The following is a 19,975-nucleotide window of genomic DNA, read 5'->3' as shown; positions in this document are numbered from 1 at the left end:
TGCTTTTACAAAACCAGAAACCTCCCAACTGTGTTTTTATCCGTTTTATAATCTCACAATCACTTCAGTTCCATCTTGTGCTTTCACATTAACAAGCTCTAATCCTTTGTGCTTTTTTAGCTCTTTAATAATAGGTTTCAGTTCTGATTGATCTATGGAAGGAATGGTGAAGGCTATGTTTTTCTTATCTAGATGAGGTTTCGACCATTTGTTTACATGTCGAATTAATAACTTAGAAGTGATAATGGATATCCCTATATTTAATAGGACATAAGGAACAGGAATTGAGAATTTTGCCTCTTTTGTTTTCACATTTACATGTAACATGTTTGCATCCTCTACTCAATCGTAATTGAAACGGTATCCCCGTTCGCTGACTTCACATCAACAATCTGTCCATCCAGTTCGTTTTCAATGGCTTCAAGTATTAGATTGATATCAATATCTTTTACATATTGTTCAGATTGAGGAATCTTTAGAGCAATGTTGTGACCTGCTGCTAGTACAACCTTTACTAGTTTGATGGGTAGGTTCACATTCACATTGTCACTCTCAGATACAACACGGATCTTCAAGGTTTTGTCGATGTAATTAGAAGAATTATGAGACGTATAGCTTAATGGCTTAACAGTAGTAGAGTGTTCTTTTTCTTGTAAGACTTGAATTAATTCTGAACCTTTATCTGTATCAATCTTACCTTCTTGCACCATCGTTAAGACTTTCTCAATCTCACTTTTCATTTTTATATCCTCCTATTCATCCTTTAGCATTTTGATTGCTTCATCTGGAGAAATCTCTCCGCGCTCAAGCATCCCAACAATCTTTTTCTCATCGACCTCATTCTTCTTTTTGGTTTCATATCCTAATGAAGAGGCTATGTCGTTCAGCTTGCCTCGAACGGTTGGATACGATATCCCTAGCTCTTTTTCAACCTCTTTAATATTGCCTCTGCATACAAGAAAAACTTCAACAAAATGAAGCTGCTCTTTCGTTAGTGACGCAAATTTTGATAATTCGAATTCGTTCTCAATTGTCGTGTGACAATGTGAACAGTGAAGTTTAGTAATCTTTAATGTTTGTGAACAAACCGGACAATTTGTAAGTAATGGGTGAGCCATCTCATTCTCCTTTCTCATCAATTAATTAGATTATATACCTTCGAATTAATTTTGTGAATAGTTTTTATCAAAATATTAATATTTAAAATTAAATAAATTAATTTTATTGATATTTTTTGTTTAATACTTAATTTTAGACTTAACATTATTAAAGCTCCTATAAAAAAAGAGACTTCCCTTATTAAAAAGTCTCCGTGAGTTTAGATGTAAATGTTTGATCTAGAAGTTTGTGTTCTTGTAGTAGATCAATATTTCGCTTCTTGCTCGCATAATCATTAATTTGTTTTCCAATGTTCGCATAAAGCTCTAGTTGTTCAAGCTCTGTTAGTGGAACCCACTTAACAGCTGTCTGATTTGGATCAGGCTTATCTGGCAATTTAGGTTTGGACCCACTATTCAATGTACAATCAAACAGCATGACTAGCGTGTGTGTTTGACCATACTTATTTTCGTTTAGATGAGGAGCATACTCATAGACAAAAGCTAATGGACCTACCTCCACATCAATATTCGCTTCCTCCCTTGCTTCCCTCTTTACAGCTTCGATCAGAGATTCATGAGGTTCCGCTCCACCAGCTGGAAAATCATAAAAAATTCCCCGATATGGATCATTAAACTCTGTTAATAATATCTCATCATTTTCAATAATAAGTGCGCCTACTCTTACTCGAATATGATAGGTCATGTCATTATTCCCCCGTTATCAATTAATTTTATGAAGTCTTTTCCCATACTCTTTCAACGCTTACTAACTCCTCGTCATTAAACGCTAATCTATAGATATCCGGTTTTGTTGTGCTGTAGAGAAAATCTAAGTCAAAAGAAGAATCAAAATAATTCATCATCAAGGTCATAACGGCACCATGAGTTCCGATTACCATATTTTTATCTTTATACGTATGTAAGAGTTCTTTCAAAACTTGAACTGCCCTCTTTTGACAAGCTGCATTTGATTCGCCATCCTCAAGAGAGAAATTAAAGTCTACAAATGATTTTTCTAATAGAGGACCGAGCTCATTATCTTCTAATCTATTGGAACTCGAAGAAAATACTCTTTCTCTTAGACCCTCAATAACCTCAACTTCTTTCCTTATATGTAAAGCTATCTTTTCTATCGTTAAAATAGAGCGGCGGTAAGGGCTCGAAACTACAATATCAATCTTCTTGTCTTTTAGAAGTTCAGTCACACGACAAGCATCTTCATACCCTTTTTCGGTTAATCCTCTCGTCCGTTCATTGCCTTCCTTTGGTGAGTCACCATGCCTTACCATGTATACGATTGTGTTCATGAGACCTCCCATACTTTACTTAGAGTTTTACTTATAAAATCCTAAAAAAAACAATATAAAAATAAAAGCAAATAGATTGTCCATTTTGGTATATAACACTAAAAGCTATTAAAAATCCTATACCATCTCTAGTAGATCCCCTTTAAAGTTTTGTATTCTAAAAATGCACCCGTGTTAAAATAGGAGTAATCTTTACTTCTTCTTTAATGCATCTATTATTAAAAGTGTACACACGGTCATTGTTCCGCAAAAGAACAAAATGGAGACTATTAACATCATTAATCCATTATATAAAGTACCACCAGTAATTGGACCATCCGAACCATTATCATAGATAGATGCGGTGAACATAATAATAATAAATCCAAAAACCATTACCATCAGACCGTATCCAAATTTTTTCATGAATTCACCTCAAACTTATTTATGTCATATATTATGTCTTTATTAATGCTCATTTGTTCAATAAGTTCATAAAATAGGTCTTAATTCTTCTTAGATTAACGCAACCCATTTGTTGAATAACTAATTATTAAAATTCGCTAATTTTTCTTCAATTAGTTTAATACAACTTTCAGAACCAATATAATCAACTATTTCAAAACTTCTCTTATCTACTTTTTTAATATTACATACTCCCACAGTGTGTTCTCCAATATGTACAGATAATAAATAATACTTCTCTTCTATGGAATATAAGAACTCTCTATATGTCTCATCTTTTATTTCTTTAATATTATTTATTTTTAATAATTTCACTTCTGGTTTAACCATAATAGCTCCCTAAATAAATTATTATTGCTGTATATTTTTTGTGAGAATAAGCAATATCCCATACACATAGAAAATAATGCTTGTGGTTATAAAACTATAAAATAATACTGTAATAGAAACTGGTCCCCATACCTGTATGAATGTCCAGGTAAATCCTAATAAGATTTTTGGAGTTAATATCACTAAAATTAATATTGCAGAGACTATTAACGTGTGTATGGATAACATCAAGATCACCTTGCCTTTTAAAGCTCTTCTTTCTCTTTGTTTTCTAACAATCTTTCTTATTGTTCGTAGTGATAATAGGGTAAAAATAGCACCAAGTACAATAAGTACACTAAGGAGAAAGGTTGCTATTTTATCCAGCTTTTGATAACTGTCAGTTTGGTTGGTTGAAACACTTTTACCTTCCCATATATCCATAACACTTTGGCCGATCGATGTCGTAAAACTTGAATTCATATTAGAAAGGATTGCTACACCTAATTCTTTATCTGGCTGCATAATGATAAACGATGAATATGTTGGGTTTTGCCCCTCATGCTGAATATATTGTTTTGCTTCCTTTTTTACAACTTCCCATCCGCTAGCATAGTAAGAATTCTTATTAAAAGCAGCCACCGATCGATCAGGATGGTGCGATTCTTTAATCAGTTGCTTATTAAACGCTTTATTCGAATCAGACCCTAACTGTAAATTCATCCATTTCGCAATGTCAGTAGTGTTGCTGATGATATAGCCAGCGGGTATGTTCCCGCGATAAATAGGTGGTGTGTATTTCTGCTCTCTCAAAAATCCTATCTTATAGCCTTGTGCGACCGTAGATGGCTGAAGTTGGTGGAGACCAACGAAGGAACCTTTCATCCCAATAGGTTTTAATACCTGATTTTTTATGTAAAAATCATAAGGTTGTTTCGTTACATTTTCAATTACGAGTCCTAGTACATCGTAATTTATTGTTGCATATTCAAACGTGCTTCCTGGCTTTCGATTCAGTTCCTGATTCAATAATGTCTTTACGTTCAATTCAAGTGCGTTTGAAGCATTACTTACAGGAATTTGCGCTATAGAATTTGATGCGATTCCGCTTGAATGATAGAGTAACTGATTCAGCGTAATGGTTTGAGGTTCTCCCTGATATGTAAGCTTCAACCATGGAATATATTTTTGAACACTATCAGAACGTTTTAACTTCTCTTCCTTCTCCAAACGAAGAATGGCCAAACCTGTAAATGCCTTAGTAGTTGATCCAATCTCAAATAATGTGCTGGACGTAACAGGTGTTTTCTCTTTCACGTTTTTGTAGCCGAAACCCCTTTGATAAACTGTTTCACCCTTTTCAACGATAACTAGTGATATACCTGGAATTTTACTAATATGTCTTTGCTGTTCAACCAGCTCTTCGATTTTCTCCATTTTTCCACTTGATTCAGCGATTACTAAATGAGCAGCTAGACCATCCAATCCTAGAATCAATGGAACCAAAAAGCTAATTATTCTTACTAATTGTTTCATAACTTTTTCTCCTTGATGGCAATTTCGCATGAATAATAGATGCATAGATCAATCTATATTTTACAGTTAAACCCAATTATATAATACTAATTTCATTTCAATTTTCCAAAAATTAGTTTTATAGTGTTATTTGTTATACCATATAAATTTCAAAAAAAGAGCACTGTTAATATCATTTTGATTAACAGTACTATTAAACGTTATTTATATGTAAAAAGAGAATCTCTTTTGGAAATACACTCCTGAAGAAATGCAACCGATTGTGGAGTAAGAAAGTGTCATTAATGAATCATAAAAGAAAAAGCGTTAATCCTTCTTGGATCAACGCATCCTATTTATAGAATAAACAAATTGAACTATTAATTTATAGTGAAATTTTCTATTCAATGTACATTAGTTTTCATATAAAAATGAGGTGTCCTTTGATTCTAATAGTTGTTCTGCACTCTTCTGTAATAAATCTATAACCTTATCAGATAGGGCATTACCAAAGCTGAAACGTTTTACGCCACACTCATTTAGTTCGTTGCAGTTTGTTAATCCAGGCAATGATAAAACATTAAGGGGAGCGTTTAAATTTGCTACGATTTCTTTGATTTCATTTTTTTGAAGTAGACCAGGGACAAAAATACCACTTGCCCCACTCTCTACATAAGACTTGGACCGCTCTATTGTTTCAGGAAGAGGATTTTCCAATTGAAAATATGTATCCGTTCTAGCATTAATATAAAAATCTTTGTAGCCATGCTGCTCTAAAGCAGTTCTGATTTTTGATAAAAGGTTACAGTGCTCAGTTATATCTTTTAACCCTTTTTGTTTTTTGAGTGAATCCTCAATGTTGATACCAGCAACACCTACATCTGCCGTCCTTAAAACATTATTAACTATGGTTTCTGTATCTTCCCCGTAACCTGCTTCAATGTCCGCGGACACAGGTATTTTCACATTGTCTGTAATTGTTTTGATGATTCCTAAATGCCTCTTAAAATCAATTAATTCTCCATCTGCATATCCTAGCGAGTTTGCAATCCCCCAACTCGTTGTACCAACTGCTTTGAATCCTGCTTTCTCTAAAGTTAAGGCTGATAAAAGATCCCAAGCATTACCTAAAAACAATAAATCCTTTGAATGATGTAGATTATTGAATTCCTGAATTTTGTTCATTTTTTTCCTCCAAATGTTAATTTAAAATCATATTAACAGGAGATCTACTCTCATTTCGTCCTCAATCTTGCTCTTATAGTCTAATAAGGCGAGGGTTTTTTCATTCAAGTTAAAGTTATTAAACTTAATTCTAATTAATATCAATTATTCCTTATTCTACAATCCTGCTAGGTTTGTTCAATAAATTCCATAAAAAAGGCGTTAATCCTTTAGATCAACGCACCCGATAAACGGAAAATCATTTATGTTAATTTTAGATGATATGAACTCATTATTTCATTTAATTAATGGATTAAGTAATTACAATTCAGCTAATTTCTTTGACATCATCCCCTCTTATATTTCTAATACTATCCTCTAGTACTTTTTTTCGTACTAGGGTGTAAAAGAATCTTATTGGTAAGATAATCTAAGGTAGAATCTTGACTATCCTTCCTCATTCCTTTGATAACGAACGTTAATCACTCACAGACCATTTCAATGAGATATTTCTAGGCATAGGGTTCAGTGGTAATTAATTCTCAATTCGTTTATTTACTTCAATAGTAATGAACTCCGGCAAATAATTGGGAGTACATCCTTTTGATACCATTTCATCTTTGAAAAGACCCGTTTTCTCCCCAAGTTTAATACAACGTGCTCGATACTTTTCATCATAAACGCCTATCCAGCCTGCGGTGAAATTCATAGCCCATTGAACTTCCGGTTCTTCCTGCATAATAGTAGCTTCTATTGCAGATAGTAAGTCTTCGGTGTTAGCAGGCGGTGTTTGTCCAGTCCATCTCAATCGACCTTGAAAATACCAGAAAGCTCTCCTTTGAAGAGCAGAAGGGCTATTTTCCCATGACTCCATCAATGCTATGCTCTTCTTGTCTTTAGTGAGCTGATTAGCCATTAACCAATCCATCAAATTATTTCGCTCATCAAGAGTGTGAGTCTGCATATCCTTATCAAGCTTATTTAGTACATCTTGTGAAAGAAGTTTTTTGTCCATAATTAAGATTGCCAAGAGTCTGGGCAAAAACTCCCCCGTTGACCAAAGTTCCATAGCTAGTTCGTGATCTTTTTTTATGTCCTTCGCGATTTTTCGTAAGTCGCCTAGCTTCGTTTTAGTATTAAACTGAGATAGAATGTTTTCTGCTTTCGAAGAGAGTTTTATTTCTGTGCTTTTATTTTTATTCATTTGACACAACTCCTTATTAAAGCAATGTTTCATATTATGTTATTGGCGAGATATATCCTTATAAGTCTTGTTGCATACAATTTTACCATAACAATGTAAAAGGAGTGATTCATTTCACCGTTACTTATGTTACGGTTCCCAACTACTAGTGCTAAACTACATCTTCAACAATCTGGCCGGATTTATAAAGAAAGGACACATTTCTTATTACAGAAACGCACCCGATAGTTGAATAATTAAATTTGCTTCTCTATGTAGACCCTTCATAAATCCCTCTAGATAAAGAGTTACTCTTTCCCATCTATCTAATTCCTCACGCTAATAGTGATTACAGTTGCTGTTACTGCTGCTATAAAAATTTGAATAGTATTCACCTAATAGTGAAAAAAAGAAATTAATTAAAACCGCGTGTTCTAGTTTTGTCCATATGCCAAAAGAGCTTCCCATGTGTAGCAAAATCCTGTAGTATCGATAAGGGCACCCTAAAAATAAAAAGAGGTGCGTAATTATGTATGGCGTTATAAATTATGAAGCATTTTTGCTCACAGGAATTCTATTGAATTTAATTCCTGGAACCGACACGATGTACATCATCGGAAGAAGTATGTCACAAGGTAGAAAAGCAGGTGTGTATTCTGTTTTAGGTATTATTACAGGTTCTTTGGTTCACACATTGTTTGTAGCGTTTGGTTTATCATTGATACTTGTAAAATCTGTTTTTCTGTTTAATACGATTAAAATTATTGGTGTTATATACTTGGTGTATTTAGGCATTCGGATGATACTGGACAAGTCCAATCTATCTTTTCAAGCTGCGACAGATTCCCTTAATATACGAAAGATCTATATACAAGGGATGCTAACGAGTCTTACAAATCCAAAAGTTTCAATGTTTTTCATTGCATTTCTTCCACAATTTATAGACACCAAAGCGGTTGGACCCATTCCTTTTTTGATTTTAGGACTGACCTTTACAGCCACTGGATTACTATGGTGTTTATTTGTTGCGTATTTCTCTTCCTACGTTACGAAAAAACTAAGAGGAAACCAAAAATTTGGAACTGTCTTGAACAAACTAACTGGACTTATTTTTATCGGTATGGGGATTAAGCTTTTACAAACAAAAGCCCCTCATTAAATCTATATAAATCAACAAGATATGCCCCCACAGATGTTTTAAATCTTTATAAGGAACGATCGATATACTACTTCCATAAACAGTCTCTTCGTCTAATAGTAGATAAAGAGACTGTTTTTATTGTAGATCTGTTTTCTCGATAATTCATTAAATTTAAAAAGACAAATAAAACGACCAGTCGCTGCTGGTCGTTTTATTTTGTTTGGTATCCGACAATTGCACCCGTTTATGGAGTAAGATTCACAGTAATAATCAATGTTTGTACAATATAAATCTCCATATAAAGAAGCCTTGGTATATGCCTACACCAAGGGTTTTCGTTTTAACCGATTGAACCTTTAACTAAGCGAGAAAGTCGAGAACTCGCTTGATTACAAGTTTCGTCGCTTCAGCATCGTAAGACGGTATACTGCTGTCGGTAAAGAGATGTTCCTTGCCTTCGTACAGAAAAAGTTCAGCAAGATTGGCTGAAGCCACAAGTTCACGGGCAGCGTCGATATCGCCGTCTTCAACGAAAAAAGGATCTGAACTCATGGCGTGAATTTGCACAGGCAAGTCGGCCGGCCACTGAGATTCAAACGCCGAGTTTGGGAGGCAGGCATGAAAAAACAGTGCGCCTCTCGCGCCTTCACGAGTTTGAGCGAGCTGCTGTGCTGCCGGGACACCTAGTGAAAAACCCGCATAGACAACATCGCGTGAAAGCTCGCTCGCTGCCCGAACTCCACGCGCCGTCACTTCATTAAATCCAATTCCCTTAACAAATGCCAAGCCTTCCTCCAGCGTAGAAAACATGCGACCGTCGAATAAATCTGGCACGTACACAGTATGCCCCGCATCTCTCAGTTGCTCAGCGATTTCTTCAATCCCCTTCGTTTTGCCTAAAACATGGTGTAACAACAAAACTTCTGCCATCGTTTTTTCCTCCAATTTAATGAATTTCATATGTGTAAATTTCGACAAAAAATCCTGTTTGACCTACCAGAATTTTACGATTTAGAAAAGTCTACCTTAAAAACCTATTCAACAATTCTGCTACGTTTGTTTAATAAGTTCATTAAAAAGTGCGTTAATCCTTCTTGAATTAACGCACCCGATTACGGAATAACTATATTTTTTCCTCAGTTTGAACTCTTCAACTGATTATAGGCAAGGAATTTTTCAGACCAATCTCCATGGCGGAACAAGGGAATAGTTGACCCATCCACAAGCTGGGCATCTATATTTAGTGCAGATGAACCGATCATAAAATCTATATGAATTAGACTTTTATTTGCTCCATTAAGTTGGAGTTCTTGATCAGACATGTTTTCTCCTCCTACTAGATTATTTGGAAAGGACTGTCCTAATGCTAAATGACAAGAAGCATTTTCATCAAATAAAGTATTATAAAACGTAAGATTCATATTAGAAATTAGAGAATGATGAGGCACTAGAGCTACCTCGCCTAGAAAGCGCGCTCCTTCATCTGTATGTAGAATTGAATTTAGTACTTCTTTTCCTTTTCCAGCGGTAAATTGGACGACTTTCCCTTCTTTAAACGTAAGTGAAAAATCCTCAATTATACTCCCATTAAAGTTAAGAGGTCTTGTACTAGCAACGATTCCATTTATGCCTTCCTTCTTAGGAATCGTAAAAACTTCCTCAGTAGGCATATTGGACACAAATGGAATTCCCCTTCTATTCATTCTAGATCCATAAAGCCATTGATGTTTCTCAGGCAGTTCCATCGTTAAATCAGTACCAGGTCCTAGATAAACTAGTTTTTGAATATGAAGTGCATTTAATTGTTCAGTTGTTTTCTTTAACGAATTCAGGTGATTTTTCCAATTGGTAATCGGGTCTATACTATCTATTCTGGCTGCTTGAAAAATAATGTCCCATAGTTTTGCTTTTCCTTCATCCACAGGAAGTTCTGGAAAACATTTAGTACTCCAAGAGTCAGATGGGACATTTACAATAACCCAACTAATTTTATTCAAATGAGTATGTTCTAAATATGGTCTTCTGATTGCAGAGCGCTCATTCGCATACCTAGTACTACGTTCAACTGATACATCAGTTAATAGCTCTGGATTTGGTGCTTGGATAAATAACACAGCTGCATTTTCATTTGCGTATTTTTCAAGACCATTTGCTTTCCATTCTGGATAATACCCTAAAGATGTATATGGTGCTTGTTTATGATTGATTAGCGTCAACTCATCATCTGACCATTCATGATGGACGTACGATGCACCAAGTTCATATGCGTAGCTAGTTACTGTCCGTACAAAAGTTGCAGACTGTATTGGTGCTTCAATAATAAGTTTTTGTCCATGCTGTAAATTCAAACCGATACGTAGAACAGTTTCTGCATACTTTTCAATATTTTGATTTACCATAGAGTCTGACAATTTGTAGCCTCCCTTTTTAATTTGTTTCATGTTTAAATAGCTGCATTCTTACTACACATGCTTGTTTGATAAAAATAATTTATCCTTCTCCTATAATTATTTTATGTAGTCTTAACTTCAATAAAAAATGCACTTCTCCTTGTTTGAAGAAATGCACCCGATAGTTGAATATCAATTTTGAATTATGGCATAGTCAAGTATTTCCTGATAGAGTTCGTTCCAACTCGGATAAAATTCTGTTACTTCGCTTGGACTTACAAAAATTCTTTCTTGTGACTCATACCCCGCTTCAAAGTCGTGTAATTGGTCAATTTCAAATCGATAAAAAACTTGAAAACCTACTTTTGGATATTTACTATTTTCATCCCATTTAGCATTTTCATTGTGGTCAACAATGATATGTCCTAAAAGAGAGCATCTTCCCGTAACATAACCTTCTTCATATGCTTCACGCTTTAGACATTCTTCGGGTGTTTCATTACATTCGATATGACCTCCAGGAAAGTCCCATCCTCTTCGGTTTAAATTTACTAAAAGTAACTTATCATCTTTAAAACAAAATCCGTGAACGCTGGTAATTTGTTCTGCAGGAGGAAGTTGATTATCAAGTATCCACGTTAACTTTACTATCGCTTCTCCCCATTTAACATATTCTGTCGTCATAAGTGTATTATCCCCTTTAAAATACACAACTCTTATTCCACAATCCTGCTACGTCTGTTCAATAAGTTCCATAAAAAAGTGCAGATCTCCTTCTCGAAGAAATGCACTCGATAGTTTAATACCGATATATGTTTCAATCAAAATTTATGTCACCATGTTTTCGACTTTGAGTCGTTTAGGAAATGGAAATTTTAAGGAGAGTATTGATGTAAAGATAATGCTATTCGTAAAGGGTGTAGTAGTGTACGGAAATTAAAACACTATAAAAAACCCTGAGTACGCAAATACGTACTCAGAGTTTTAGTGTTTATTGAATAATGAAAGAGCTACCTATTAACGATTCAGGTGTTTTCCCTAGAGTAAGCTGGCTGAGTCTGGAGTATCCAGTATGTTTATACTCTGTGAATACTTTTCTTACTTCATCAATATCCTTGTCACTAGTTAATCGCTGGATTTCTTTTTTATACAAACGAATAACAGATCCGATAACAAATTGAGGCTTGGTATTTTCCGGGTCCTCATTCATGATTAAACATCCCATGTACTGGTATTTTAACTGCATGGTACGGGTCAAGTGAATGACATGTATCAGCTTTTCAAAAAGCTCAGGGTAGGATTGCTCTAATTTATTTAGTGCAGATTGAGCTGATTTCAGTTCGTTCTGGCTGCATAATGTGATCATGCATATACCTCCTCTTTTACATCCCACGGTTTATCAAGAGAGATAACAGCTGCTAATTCTTTACTCTTCAATCGTCTCAGCTTTCGGACTTCTGCCCTTTCTTTTGCTGTTTCATATAAGAATTTCTCTTCCTCTGTTTCAGGAATAACTTGTGGAACATCGACTGGTTTTTTATCTTCACCTAAAGCAACGAAAGTTAAGAAAGCAGTCGCAGCAATTCTTCTCTCGCCTGTTAGCATGTCTTCTGCAATCACTTTACAAAAGATCTCCATTGAGCTTTTGCCGGTATATGAGACAAAGGATTCTATGCAGACAGAGTCTGTTTGATGAATAGGATATAAAAAGTCGATTGAATCGGTTGAAGCTGTTACACATTCTTTTACTCTGGAATGTCTGCGTGCAGATAAAGTTGCATTATTATCTAGCTTTCTCATCAAAACACCGCCGAATAAAGTATTATAATTATTTAGATCCAGGGACATAACCTGATCAGTATTAATAATTCTGCTTTCTCGCGCTCTCTTCTTGTTCATATGAATCATTCCTTCCAGAATGTGAATTTCCATTTACAAGGCAAGTGTACGCTTGAAATAACATGAAGTAAAATGGTTATTTTTCATTTATAACATAGACAGTCTCTATGTAAATGCTTACATCTATGCCCGATTGGCATAAAAAAAGACAATTCGTGTGGAACCGTCTCTTGCATTATTTTTTAAAGTTGTTCTTTGGCATAACGCAGCCACTCTTTTGCGGCAAAAGATAAATATTGATCCTTTCTCCAAATAAGAGCGAGTTCCCAATTTATTGAGGGATTCACCACATTCATTGTTTTTACTTTTGTGGTAAGGTGCTTGCAAATACTTTCAGGTAATAAAGAAACACCCAGTTTACAAGCGACCATCTCTTCTATAAAGGACCATTGTGAGCTTTCGGAGATCACATGAGGATGAAATCCAGCATGATTACAAGAAGAGATGATCCGGTCATGCAGAACAAAATCCTTATTGAACAGTATAAAAGATTCACTGCTGAGATCCGATAGATCAACTACTTCACATTGAGCAAGTGGATGATCAGGGTGAATAATGAGCTTCAGATCTTCCTTCATAAACGAAAAGTATTGAAAGATATTGTTGTTTGTGGGGAGTACAACAACTCCGATATCCAAGAGATGATTAGCTACTTCTTCTTCGATTTTCTTCGATCCATCCTCCATCAATTCGAATGTAATGGCTGGATACTTCTCATGAAAACTTCCCACCAGTTTCGGAAAGAGACGAGAATTAAAAATAGGAGGTAACCCAATTCGAACATGTCCTTTTTGAAGTCCCAGCAAATTATCCATTTCTGATTCTAAATTGTTAAAAGCTTTATCTACGAGTTTAGCCTGTTCATAGATGACTCTACCAGCATCGGTTAATATGAGCTTCTTTCTGCTGGAACGGTCAAATAGAACCAATCCTAGTTCATCTTCTAAATTTTTGATCATTTTACTTATGGTTGGCTGAGTGATGAACAATTCTTTAGCTGCACGGGTAAAACTGTTATATTTTGCAACCTCAATGAAATATTGTAATTGTTTAATATCCATTCCGACACCTGCATTCTTATTGAAAAATGTTTTGAGTTTAGTATGTTGCTTTTCAAAATAAATTACAAACACTACAAAAAAGTCCCGATCCCAGTATTCGCCAGGTGGGGTCAGTTAGCACAGATCTTACTTCCATAAAAACTCCTTTAGAATAGATCAGTATAGAGGGAAAAAGGAAAACAGGTGCCCTTTATTCTAACGGGTTCCCTTTAGGAGGAGAATCCGATTTGTTTTTTCATAATCCTTATTCTCCTAAAATCGTATTTAAAAGCTGAACGTCTGCAGTGTGTTGAATAAGTTCCATGTAAATTCCAATCCAATTACTTTTTCTCCCAACCCACATGGAAAATATCAAGCCAGTAATTTTCTACCCGCCATCTTTTTTGGAATTCTTTTTCTCTTATTTTTGCATGCCTACCAAAATTTTTAAATAACTTATTATGATTCATATATTCTTCCTTTCTTCAGAATGATTTAGTTAACTTTATACTGAGAGGTCAGTTTTCCCTAATAAATATAATTTCTATAGTTAGTACCTCTTTTACCAAACTTCCATAAAAAAATGCATTTCTCCTCCTTGAAGAAATGCCATAAAAACTTGTTCATACTTTTAATCGATTATGAGTGGGGTCCAGATTTTTCGGGAGTCTTTACCTGTTCTTTTATTCTGGACTTCCCGCAGACAAAGTAAAAATAGAGCTTTCTTGATGGATTGATTAGTTTTTGATATCTGTAAGCGGTTGGATTTTAAGATCATAATCGACCTTCAACTTCATTAGCTCCCATCTGTTTAACCATTCTCTCCCATTAAGAGGTTTTGAGAAAGTTCTCAAGGTATAATTTCTTAATTGTAAGGGGTCAACCTTATTCTCCTGAAGCTTTTTTAAAAACTTGGTAGTTTGTTTTTCTAAATACAATTCAATTTCTGATTCGAATTTTGAAAGCTCTTCACTGGTAAGTATATTATGTTTCCGTGCAATTTCGTCAAGTCGTCCGTTTAATTGGACGTTGAGATTCAGTTCAGAATATGATTTATCTATATTCAATTGGCTATTGGCTTTCACATGGCCAAGAACAATGGATAAATCACGAATCGCAAAATACTTTAAAAAGTGATCGTTGCCGATAAGCTGGTATATTTGCTCTTCCATGTTGTTCGTGGTTTCGATCAATTTGTCATTTTTAAATATGCCAGTACCTAGGTATTGGAAATTTTCATCACTTGCTTCAAATACAGGCACTACGGGAGAATGCGCTGGTGAATGAAGTGTCTTCATGAATTGATGCAAATTTATAATTGTCAACTTCCCCTGATTATCGTAATGCTTGAACATCCGATAGAGATAATAATCTAGGTCTTCTTGCATTTTCAGTTGATTATTGATGTACTCATCGAAATTCCCTCTGACAACGGCTAGATACAAACGTTTAGAAATATCAGGATCTGTCAAAATCGTATCAATCAAAGGACTGATCCCTTCTTTTGCAATTTCTTCACTAATCAACAGCATCCGGAGTTGACCAACTTTCAATTCTCTATAATACTTTAAGTTGAAACCCTTCATACCTTCTTTTAACAGGTCGACTTGAACAGTCAAAAGGCGTTTGTGTTCTTTTACAAGGGGAGGTATCAAAGTGCTCATTCGGTAGTTCTCATCCTCCCCTTTTTGAATCGACCAAAAAGTCACAGGAGCAATTTCTTCAATCAGATTTTTTTCTGCAATAGGCGAACAACCAGATAAAGCAATTATAATAACAAAAATGAAGAAAAGTGTTTTGGTATGTTTATGTTTCATACTAGGAACGGCCCTTTCGCTTTAAAGAGATGAAAAGAAGTAATGGTACGAATAAGTATGTGAGTGCTCCTGCCCATATCTCTAGCTCTAACAAAATATTTTGATTAGTTGCCTTTTTCCACAACAATTCATTACTCATCATTATAAAAATGAAAAATATAGCACAACATAGTGCAAACCCTAATCGAGTCGTTTGATCTTTCGTTTTCTTCAAAGTAATACGAGTTGCACCATAAAAAAATAACAGGAAGATTGTTATGGCGAATACAAAGTGAAATAAATATACAGAGATTAAAATTATATCGATTCGCTCAAACACTGGTGACTGCAAGTAACGTATCATTTCCATCATCGGTAATTTGTTTTCTCCAAGATAATGTGATCCGAAAAAAAACAAAGATGCAATAAATATAATCAGATATTCAAAAATGGTAAATGCATTTCCGATGGTCATGTATTTCAGGATTTTTTCTCTCTTATTGAACCAAGGCGCAAGTAAAATCAAATATTCCGGGCCAGAAAAGGCTGACCAGATGAATAGTACACTTTTCCATGATTTTCTCGTCCATTCATATGGTATTAACGGAAATAAATCATGTATAGTGGCAGAGGGATGAAAAGGTAGTTTTAATAATAACAATAGCATCCAAGCTGTACATAAAAAGGCAATGACGATAAAACGAATGGTATTGGTCATCCCTAGTGAAGCAACATACCAGCAAATTAGTAAAATGAACAGAAGCATCCAGTTCGTATTAACTGAAGGAAAAATGAAATGTTGTGCTACTTCTATATAACCGAGTATAATTACAATCACTTTTAATAATATGAAACCGATTCCGATGAAAGCTAGTAACCGTACCATGCGTTCACCAAAAAGTTCTACAAAACCTTCGTAGCCTTTAGATGCATACATGGAATTAAACCATTTCGATAACATGAATATACTGATTTGTGATAATAACCCTACAATGATAATCATCCAAATCATATAGGGATGTATTAGAAAAACGGGCATAATGATTGCAAAATATAACATTTGTATCCTATTGACCATTAAAGTCATATAAATCCCCTGATACGATGAGGTTTTCTCGAATAATGAAAATTTAGTCAAGGGATCATCTCCTTCGGCTATATCGCCATTTCTGTAGAGGATGAAGAGCCTCTGGCCTTGTTTTCATCCAATGCAATGGACCACGGATAAATAGATCAAGCCAATCTTTCCCATAAAAAGGGGCAACAGGGGTAAAATATGGTTGTTTCAAAGAAGTAAGTGCATTCAAATTGACTAAAAGTAAAATGATGCCCATAAAGATGCCCATTACTCCAAGAAAAGAAGCAAGGATCAATAGCGTAAACTGTATTAATGTAGTCGCTTTAGTCATCAAGTAATTCGGCACAAGAAACGAAGCAATAGCAGAAATACCAACCAAAACAATTAGCACTTGACTAGCGAATCCTGCTTCTACAGCAGCTTGTCCAACGACAATACCACCGATTACGCCTAACGTTTGGCCAGATTTCGTGGGCATTCTTAAACTTGCTTCTTTAATGACCTCAAGTGTTATCAACATAATCAGCGATTCCCAAAATGGCGTTAGTGGCAATTGACTTCTCGTTTCTACAAGGACGAATAGAATTTGCAAGGGAATCATCTGATAATGATGTGTCGTTAAAGCAACATATAGTGGAATCATCAGCAAGGAGAGCATGAAACTTAAATATCTTATGATCCGCAAGAAGCTTGCAACGATCCAGCGATTAATATAATCCTCGGGTGATTGGAATAAATGGAAAAAGTTGATTGGAGCATTCAGGGCAAAAGGTGTATTATCCACTAGAATGGTAACTTTACCCACGCCTAGTGAGTATGCACACACATCGGGACGGTCAGTATGTTGAAATTGTGGAAATACACTATGTTTGTGATCTTCCATAAAGGCTGCTAATTGGGAGGAGTCAAGAATCTGATCATAGTCAATACTCTTGATTTTTTCCCTAGCAATTGATATGAAATCAGGATTCGTTAAACCCTCAATATACATTAAAACAACCTTTGTTTCAGTTAGTGATCCTACCGTGAATTTCTCTGATTTTAATGCTGTTAGAGGTAGCCTTCTACGAATCAATGTAATATTTTGTTCTAAGTTTTCACTGAAACTGTCTTTAGCGCCATAAAGGATTGTTTCTGTTTCAGAGGTTTCTATCGCACGTCCCGTTGGATCTTTAAGATCAACGGAACACCATTGATTTTCAATGGTGTCAAAAAGAAGGATGGCTCCCAGCATCAATTTCTTTTCCGCCTCTTCCAACGTTGTAATTTCAGTAATTTTAGAGACAGAAATGCAAGTTGAAATATTTTCATACTTGCAGAGACGTAAAGGTTCAATAACAGCTTCATTTAACCTTGCTTTATCAATCAATGTTCCTATAAATATCAATACAAATATCTTATTGTTTTGGGTTTGATATTCGATTACTTCAGCGTCTTCCATGTTGTCGATACGTTCGCGGAGAACATCTATTGCAATAGGAATATTAGTTGTCATCTTTTTTGTTCTATTTTCATTTTGGCTTCCTATCCAAATATTCTTCCTTTTCCAAAACATCAACATCAATCTCCCAATAAGGATAATAGTTCTACACCTTTGGTATTATGTTCAGTTTCAAATAATTTACTCCATTAGTAAAACAGCCTTGATCTTCAATCATATAAAAATCATTGTTCAAGCTTTTTGATACTATTTTTATTAGAAAGTTGTTATCTCTACTCTGTATATAAAACAGTAATAAAAAAACCACGGTTAAAATGACTAACCCGTGGTAAGTTACTATTCTGAAAAGTTTATTTCTATTTAACTGCTGATGGATCATCAGTTTCCTTTTCCAATACATTCTCAATATAATCTTTACCCCATTCATACATAGCGTCTAAGATTGGTAAAAGTCTTTTTCCATTCTCAGTAAGGGAGTATTCCACTTTTGGTGGAACTACAGGATAAACTTCTCGATGTACGATTAAATGATCTTCCAGTTCTCGCAATTGGTTTACAAGCATCCTCTGAGTAATTCCTGGCATAATGGCCTTTAATTCTCCAAATCTTTTCGTTCCTTCCTTGCCTAGGTGCCACAAAATCAACATTTTCCATTTACCACCTATTACTGCAAGAGTTAATTCTTTTTCACAGTTAAAGTCCTTATCTCCTAAATTAGGCATCTACATTCATTCTCCTTTATTTCATCCAATAGTATACTTTTTGTAACTATATGCGGAAAAAGTGCGTACTTTAAATTTATTTACATACTGAGTATACTAAACAGCATGCTAGTAAGTAAATGAATATTAACATTTACACCCAGCCACTCAGCGCAACAAAATAAAATTATCTATAAGGAGAGAAAATATAAATGAAATTACAATTAGCATTAGATCTTGTCGATATTCCGGGAGCAATTGAATTAGTGAAAGAGGTAGAAGATCATATTGATGTTGTAGAAATTGGTACACCTGTGGTGATTAATGAAGGTCTTAAAGCAGTAAAAGAAGTAAAAGCTGCATTTCCTAACTTAACCGTATTAGCTGATTTGAAAATTATGGATGCAGCTGGATATGAAGTCAGTCAAGCATCTGCTGCAGGTGCTGACATCATTACGATTCTTGGAACTGCAGAAGACGAGTCAATTAAAGGTGCAGTAGAAGAAGCTAAAAAACAAGGGAAACAAATCCTTGCTGATATGATCGCTGTTAAGGATATTGCAGCCCGTGCAAAAGAACTAGATGAACTTGGCGTTGATTATATTTGTGTTCATACTGGCTACGATCTTCAAGCAGTTGGAAAGAACTCTTTTGAAGATTTACAAACAATCAAAAGTGTTGTAAAAAATGCTAAAACTGCAATCGCAGGTGGTATTAAGTTAGACACACTTCCAGAAGTCATCAAAGTACAACCAGACCTTGTCATTGTAGGTGGCGGGATTACTGGACAAGCTGATAAAAAAGCTGTTGCTGCTAAAATGCAACAAATGATTAATCAAGGGTAATTCAGTTCATGAATACAACTCAATACCTAGCTGAAATCATAAAAGAGTTAAATCGCTCCGTAGATTTAATTTCGAATGATGAAACTGAAAAATTAGTTAATGGGATTCTTGAATCAAAAAAAATCTTTGTTGCAGGCGCAGGTAGATCTGGATTTATGGCCAAATCATTCACCATGAGAATGATGCACATGGGTATAGATGCCTATGTGATTGGCGAAACAGTAACCCCTAACTTTGAAAAAGACGATATCTTAATCATTGGATCAGGCTCAGGAGAAACGAAAGGTTTAGTTTCCATGGCTGAGAAGGCAAAAAGCATCGGTGGGACGATTGCAGCTGTAACCATTTTCCCTGAGTCCACTATCGGACAATTAGCGGATATCACAATTAAGTTGCCTGGCTCACCTAAAAATCAGTCGGAGAGTGATTTTAAGACGATTCAACCAATGGGCTCATTATTTGAGCAAACACTTTTACTATTTTACGACGCTGTGATTCTTCGGTTTATGGAGAAAAAAGGTCTGGATACCAATAAAATGTACGGTAAACACGCCAACTTAGAATAAACAATTATTCCATGAGTTCTAAATAGGAAGACCACAAGCTGTTTCCATGCAAGATT

Annotated in this window: 24 protein-coding genes; 3 read left to right on the top strand and 21 right to left on the bottom strand. The window is 35.1% G+C overall.

Annotated features, from left to right (window positions below; all coding sequences use genetic code 11):
- Positions 1-45: 45 nt before the first annotated feature.
- The 10 genes from IHV09_RS10135 to IHV09_RS10090 form a co-directional block, all read right to left on the bottom strand.
- Complete coding sequence (locus tag IHV09_RS10135) at positions 46-327, bottom strand: hypothetical protein (protein ID WP_197264423.1); 282 nt, start codon at positions 325-327, stop codon at positions 46-48.
- Between the two features lie 11 nt (positions 328-338).
- On the bottom strand, positions 339-740 hold the full coding sequence (locus IHV09_RS10130; RefSeq protein ID WP_197129146.1) for an SHOCT-like domain-containing protein: 402 nt from the start codon (positions 738-740) through the stop codon (positions 339-341).
- A 12-nt stretch (positions 741-752) separates the two neighbouring features.
- On the bottom strand, positions 753-1,118 hold the full coding sequence (locus tag IHV09_RS10125) for a DUF2089 domain-containing protein (protein WP_197189819.1): 366 nt from the start codon (positions 1,116-1,118) through the stop codon (positions 753-755).
- A 181-nt stretch (positions 1,119-1,299) separates the two neighbouring features.
- Positions 1,300-1,803 carry an NUDIX domain-containing protein gene (locus tag IHV09_RS10120; protein ID WP_197264422.1) on the bottom strand — a complete coding sequence of 168 codons (504 nt, stop codon included), beginning with the start codon at positions 1,801-1,803 and terminating at the stop codon, positions 1,300-1,302.
- A gap of 28 nt (positions 1,804-1,831) precedes the next feature.
- Positions 1,832-2,407 carry a histidine phosphatase family protein gene (locus IHV09_RS10115; protein ID WP_197264421.1) on the bottom strand — a complete coding sequence of 192 codons (576 nt, stop codon included), beginning with the start codon at positions 2,405-2,407 and terminating at the stop codon, positions 1,832-1,834.
- Between the two features lie 192 nt (positions 2,408-2,599).
- Entirely contained in the window at positions 2,600-2,812 is a 213-nt protein-coding gene (locus tag IHV09_RS10110) for a hypothetical protein (protein WP_197264420.1), read from the bottom strand.
- A 120-nt stretch (positions 2,813-2,932) separates the two neighbouring features.
- A complete protein-coding gene (locus tag IHV09_RS10105; protein ID WP_197264419.1) occupies positions 2,933-3,181 on the bottom strand; it encodes a hypothetical protein in 249 nt (82 codons plus the stop codon).
- 21 nt (positions 3,182-3,202) lie between these two features.
- The gene (locus IHV09_RS10100; RefSeq protein ID WP_197264418.1) at positions 3,203-4,696 is read right to left on the bottom strand and encodes a serine hydrolase; all 1,494 of its coding nucleotides are present in this window, start codon (positions 4,694-4,696) and stop codon (positions 3,203-3,205) included.
- Positions 4,697-5,089: 393 nt separating this feature from the next.
- A complete protein-coding gene (locus IHV09_RS10095; protein WP_197264417.1) occupies positions 5,090-5,860 on the bottom strand; it encodes an isocitrate lyase/PEP mutase family protein in 771 nt (256 codons plus the stop codon).
- A gap of 514 nt (positions 5,861-6,374) precedes the next feature.
- Positions 6,375-7,043 (bottom strand): DNA alkylation repair protein, encoded by a 669-nt coding sequence (locus IHV09_RS10090; protein ID WP_197264416.1) that lies wholly within the window; start codon positions 7,041-7,043, stop codon positions 6,375-6,377.
- 508 nt (positions 7,044-7,551) lie between these two features.
- Between IHV09_RS10090 and IHV09_RS10085 the strand changes: the two genes are divergently transcribed.
- Positions 7,552-8,181, top strand: coding sequence for a LysE family translocator (locus IHV09_RS10085; RefSeq protein ID WP_197264415.1), 630 nt, complete (start codon positions 7,552-7,554; stop codon positions 8,179-8,181).
- Positions 8,182-8,523: 342 nt separating this feature from the next.
- Here the strand turns inward: IHV09_RS10085 and IHV09_RS10080 are convergent, their stop codons facing one another.
- The 11 genes from IHV09_RS10080 to IHV09_RS10035 all read right to left on the bottom strand — a co-directional run bounded on the left by IHV09_RS10080 (position 8,524) and on the right by IHV09_RS10035 (position 18,529).
- Positions 8,524-9,093, bottom strand: a complete 570-nt coding sequence (locus IHV09_RS10080) for a dienelactone hydrolase family protein (protein ID WP_197264414.1) — start codon at positions 9,091-9,093, stop codon at positions 8,524-8,526.
- A 206-nt stretch (positions 9,094-9,299) separates the two neighbouring features.
- On the bottom strand, positions 9,300-10,574 hold the full coding sequence (locus tag IHV09_RS10075; protein ID WP_231618249.1) for an aminopeptidase: 1,275 nt from the start codon (positions 10,572-10,574) through the stop codon (positions 9,300-9,302).
- 171 nt (positions 10,575-10,745) lie between these two features.
- Positions 10,746-11,237, bottom strand: a complete 492-nt coding sequence (locus tag IHV09_RS10070; protein WP_197264413.1) for an NUDIX hydrolase — start codon at positions 11,235-11,237, stop codon at positions 10,746-10,748.
- A gap of 307 nt (positions 11,238-11,544) precedes the next feature.
- Complete coding sequence (locus IHV09_RS10065; protein WP_197264412.1) at positions 11,545-11,919, bottom strand: hypothetical protein; 375 nt, start codon at positions 11,917-11,919, stop codon at positions 11,545-11,547.
- A complete protein-coding gene (locus tag IHV09_RS10060; RefSeq protein WP_197264411.1) occupies positions 11,916-12,452 on the bottom strand; it encodes an acyl-CoA thioesterase in 537 nt (178 codons plus the stop codon). The genes IHV09_RS10065 and IHV09_RS10060 overlap by 4 nt, the downstream gene beginning before the upstream one ends.
- A 182-nt stretch (positions 12,453-12,634) precedes the next feature.
- A complete protein-coding gene (gene cidR / locus IHV09_RS10055) occupies positions 12,635-13,513 on the bottom strand; it encodes a cidABC operon transcriptional activator CidR (RefSeq protein WP_197264410.1) in 879 nt (292 codons plus the stop codon).
- 320 nt (positions 13,514-13,833) lie between these two features.
- Positions 13,834-13,962 carry a hypothetical protein gene (locus tag IHV09_RS22655; protein ID WP_255520091.1) on the bottom strand — a complete coding sequence of 43 codons (129 nt, stop codon included), beginning with the start codon at positions 13,960-13,962 and terminating at the stop codon, positions 13,834-13,836.
- Positions 13,963-14,229: 267 nt separating this feature from the next.
- On the bottom strand, positions 14,230-15,309 hold the full coding sequence (locus IHV09_RS10050) for a Ger(x)C family spore germination protein (protein ID WP_197264409.1): 1,080 nt from the start codon (positions 15,307-15,309) through the stop codon (positions 14,230-14,232).
- Position 15,310: 1 nt separating this feature from the next.
- Positions 15,311-16,426 (bottom strand): GerAB/ArcD/ProY family transporter, encoded by a 1,116-nt coding sequence (locus IHV09_RS10045; RefSeq protein WP_197264408.1) that lies wholly within the window; start codon positions 16,424-16,426, stop codon positions 15,311-15,313.
- A gap of 4 nt (positions 16,427-16,430) precedes the next feature.
- A complete protein-coding gene (locus tag IHV09_RS10040) occupies positions 16,431-17,921 on the bottom strand; it encodes a spore germination protein (RefSeq protein WP_197129068.1) in 1,491 nt (496 codons plus the stop codon).
- A 242-nt stretch (positions 17,922-18,163) separates the two neighbouring features.
- Positions 18,164-18,529, bottom strand: coding sequence for a winged helix-turn-helix transcriptional regulator (locus IHV09_RS10035; RefSeq protein ID WP_197129065.1), 366 nt, complete (start codon positions 18,527-18,529; stop codon positions 18,164-18,166).
- Positions 18,530-18,720: 191 nt separating this feature from the next.
- Here IHV09_RS10035 and hxlA point away from each other — a divergent pair, with 191 nt between their 5' ends.
- The gene (gene hxlA / locus IHV09_RS10030; protein WP_197264407.1) at positions 18,721-19,353 is read left to right on the top strand and encodes a 3-hexulose-6-phosphate synthase; all 633 of its coding nucleotides are present in this window, start codon (positions 18,721-18,723) and stop codon (positions 19,351-19,353) included.
- 8 nt (positions 19,354-19,361) lie between these two features.
- Complete coding sequence (gene hxlB / locus IHV09_RS10025; protein ID WP_197264406.1) at positions 19,362-19,919, top strand: 6-phospho-3-hexuloisomerase; 558 nt, start codon at positions 19,362-19,364, stop codon at positions 19,917-19,919.
- Positions 19,920-19,975 lie beyond the last annotated feature (56 nt).

It is taken from the genome of Fictibacillus sp. 23RED33 (assembly GCF_015903925.1).
GTDB classification, from domain to species: domain Bacteria; phylum Bacillota; class Bacilli; order Bacillales; family Fictibacillaceae; genus Fictibacillus; species Fictibacillus phosphorivorans.
The sequence above is the reverse complement of the archived record's forward strand: the minus strand, read 5'-3'. Positions and strand labels throughout refer to the sequence as shown.

Bases quoted from the DNA above. Each gene is read 5' to 3' on its own strand.
- IHV09_RS10135 (WP_197264423.1), bottom strand. From the start codon at position 327: ATGTTACATGTAAATGTGAAAACAAAAGAGGCAAAATTCTCAATTCCT.
- IHV09_RS10130 (WP_197129146.1), bottom strand. From the start codon at position 740: ATGAAAAGTGAGATTGAGAAAGTCTTAACGATGGTGCAAGAAGGTAAG.
- IHV09_RS10125 (WP_197189819.1), bottom strand. From the start codon at position 1,118: ATGGCTCACCCATTACTTACAAATTGTCCGGTTTGTTCACAAACATTA.
- IHV09_RS10120 (WP_197264422.1), bottom strand. From the start codon at position 1,803: ATGACCTATCATATTCGAGTAAGAGTAGGCGCACTTATTATTGAAAAT.
- IHV09_RS10115 (WP_197264421.1), bottom strand. From the start codon at position 2,407: ATGAACACAATCGTATACATGGTAAGGCATGGTGACTCACCAAAGGAA.
- IHV09_RS10110 (WP_197264420.1), bottom strand. From the start codon at position 2,812: ATGAAAAAATTTGGATACGGTCTGATGGTAATGGTTTTTGGATTTATT.
- IHV09_RS10105 (WP_197264419.1), bottom strand. From the start codon at position 3,181: ATGGTTAAACCAGAAGTGAAATTATTAAAAATAAATAATATTAAAGAA.
- IHV09_RS10100 (WP_197264418.1), bottom strand. From the start codon at position 4,696: ATGAAACAATTAGTAAGAATAATTAGCTTTTTGGTTCCATTGATTCTA.
- IHV09_RS10095 (WP_197264417.1), bottom strand. From the start codon at position 5,860: ATGAACAAAATTCAGGAATTCAATAATCTACATCATTCAAAGGATTTA.
- IHV09_RS10090 (WP_197264416.1), bottom strand. From the start codon at position 7,043: ATGAATAAAAATAAAAGCACAGAAATAAAACTCTCTTCGAAAGCAGAA.
- IHV09_RS10085 (WP_197264415.1), top strand. From the start codon at position 7,552: ATGTATGGCGTTATAAATTATGAAGCATTTTTGCTCACAGGAATTCTA.
- IHV09_RS10080 (WP_197264414.1), bottom strand. From the start codon at position 9,093: ATGGCAGAAGTTTTGTTGTTACACCATGTTTTAGGCAAAACGAAGGGG.
- IHV09_RS10070 (WP_197264413.1), bottom strand. From the start codon at position 11,237: ATGACGACAGAATATGTTAAATGGGGAGAAGCGATAGTAAAGTTAACG.
- IHV09_RS10065 (WP_197264412.1), bottom strand. From the start codon at position 11,919: ATGATCACATTATGCAGCCAGAACGAACTGAAATCAGCTCAATCTGCA.
- IHV09_RS10060 (WP_197264411.1), bottom strand. From the start codon at position 12,452: ATGAACAAGAAGAGAGCGCGAGAAAGCAGAATTATTAATACTGATCAG.
- cidR (WP_197264410.1), bottom strand. From the start codon at position 13,513: ATGGATATTAAACAATTACAATATTTCATTGAGGTTGCAAAATATAAC.
- IHV09_RS22655 (WP_255520091.1), bottom strand. From the start codon at position 13,962: ATGAATCATAATAAGTTATTTAAAAATTTTGGTAGGCATGCAAAAATA.
- IHV09_RS10050 (WP_197264409.1), bottom strand. From the start codon at position 15,309: ATGAAACATAAACATACCAAAACACTTTTCTTCATTTTTGTTATTATA.
- IHV09_RS10040 (WP_197129068.1), bottom strand. From the start codon at position 17,921: ATGTTTTGGAAAAGGAAGAATATTTGGATAGGAAGCCAAAATGAAAAT.
- IHV09_RS10035 (WP_197129065.1), bottom strand. From the start codon at position 18,529: ATGCCTAATTTAGGAGATAAGGACTTTAACTGTGAAAAAGAATTAACT.
- hxlA (WP_197264407.1), top strand. From the start codon at position 18,721: ATGAAATTACAATTAGCATTAGATCTTGTCGATATTCCGGGAGCAATT.
- hxlB (WP_197264406.1), top strand. From the start codon at position 19,362: ATGAATACAACTCAATACCTAGCTGAAATCATAAAAGAGTTAAATCGC.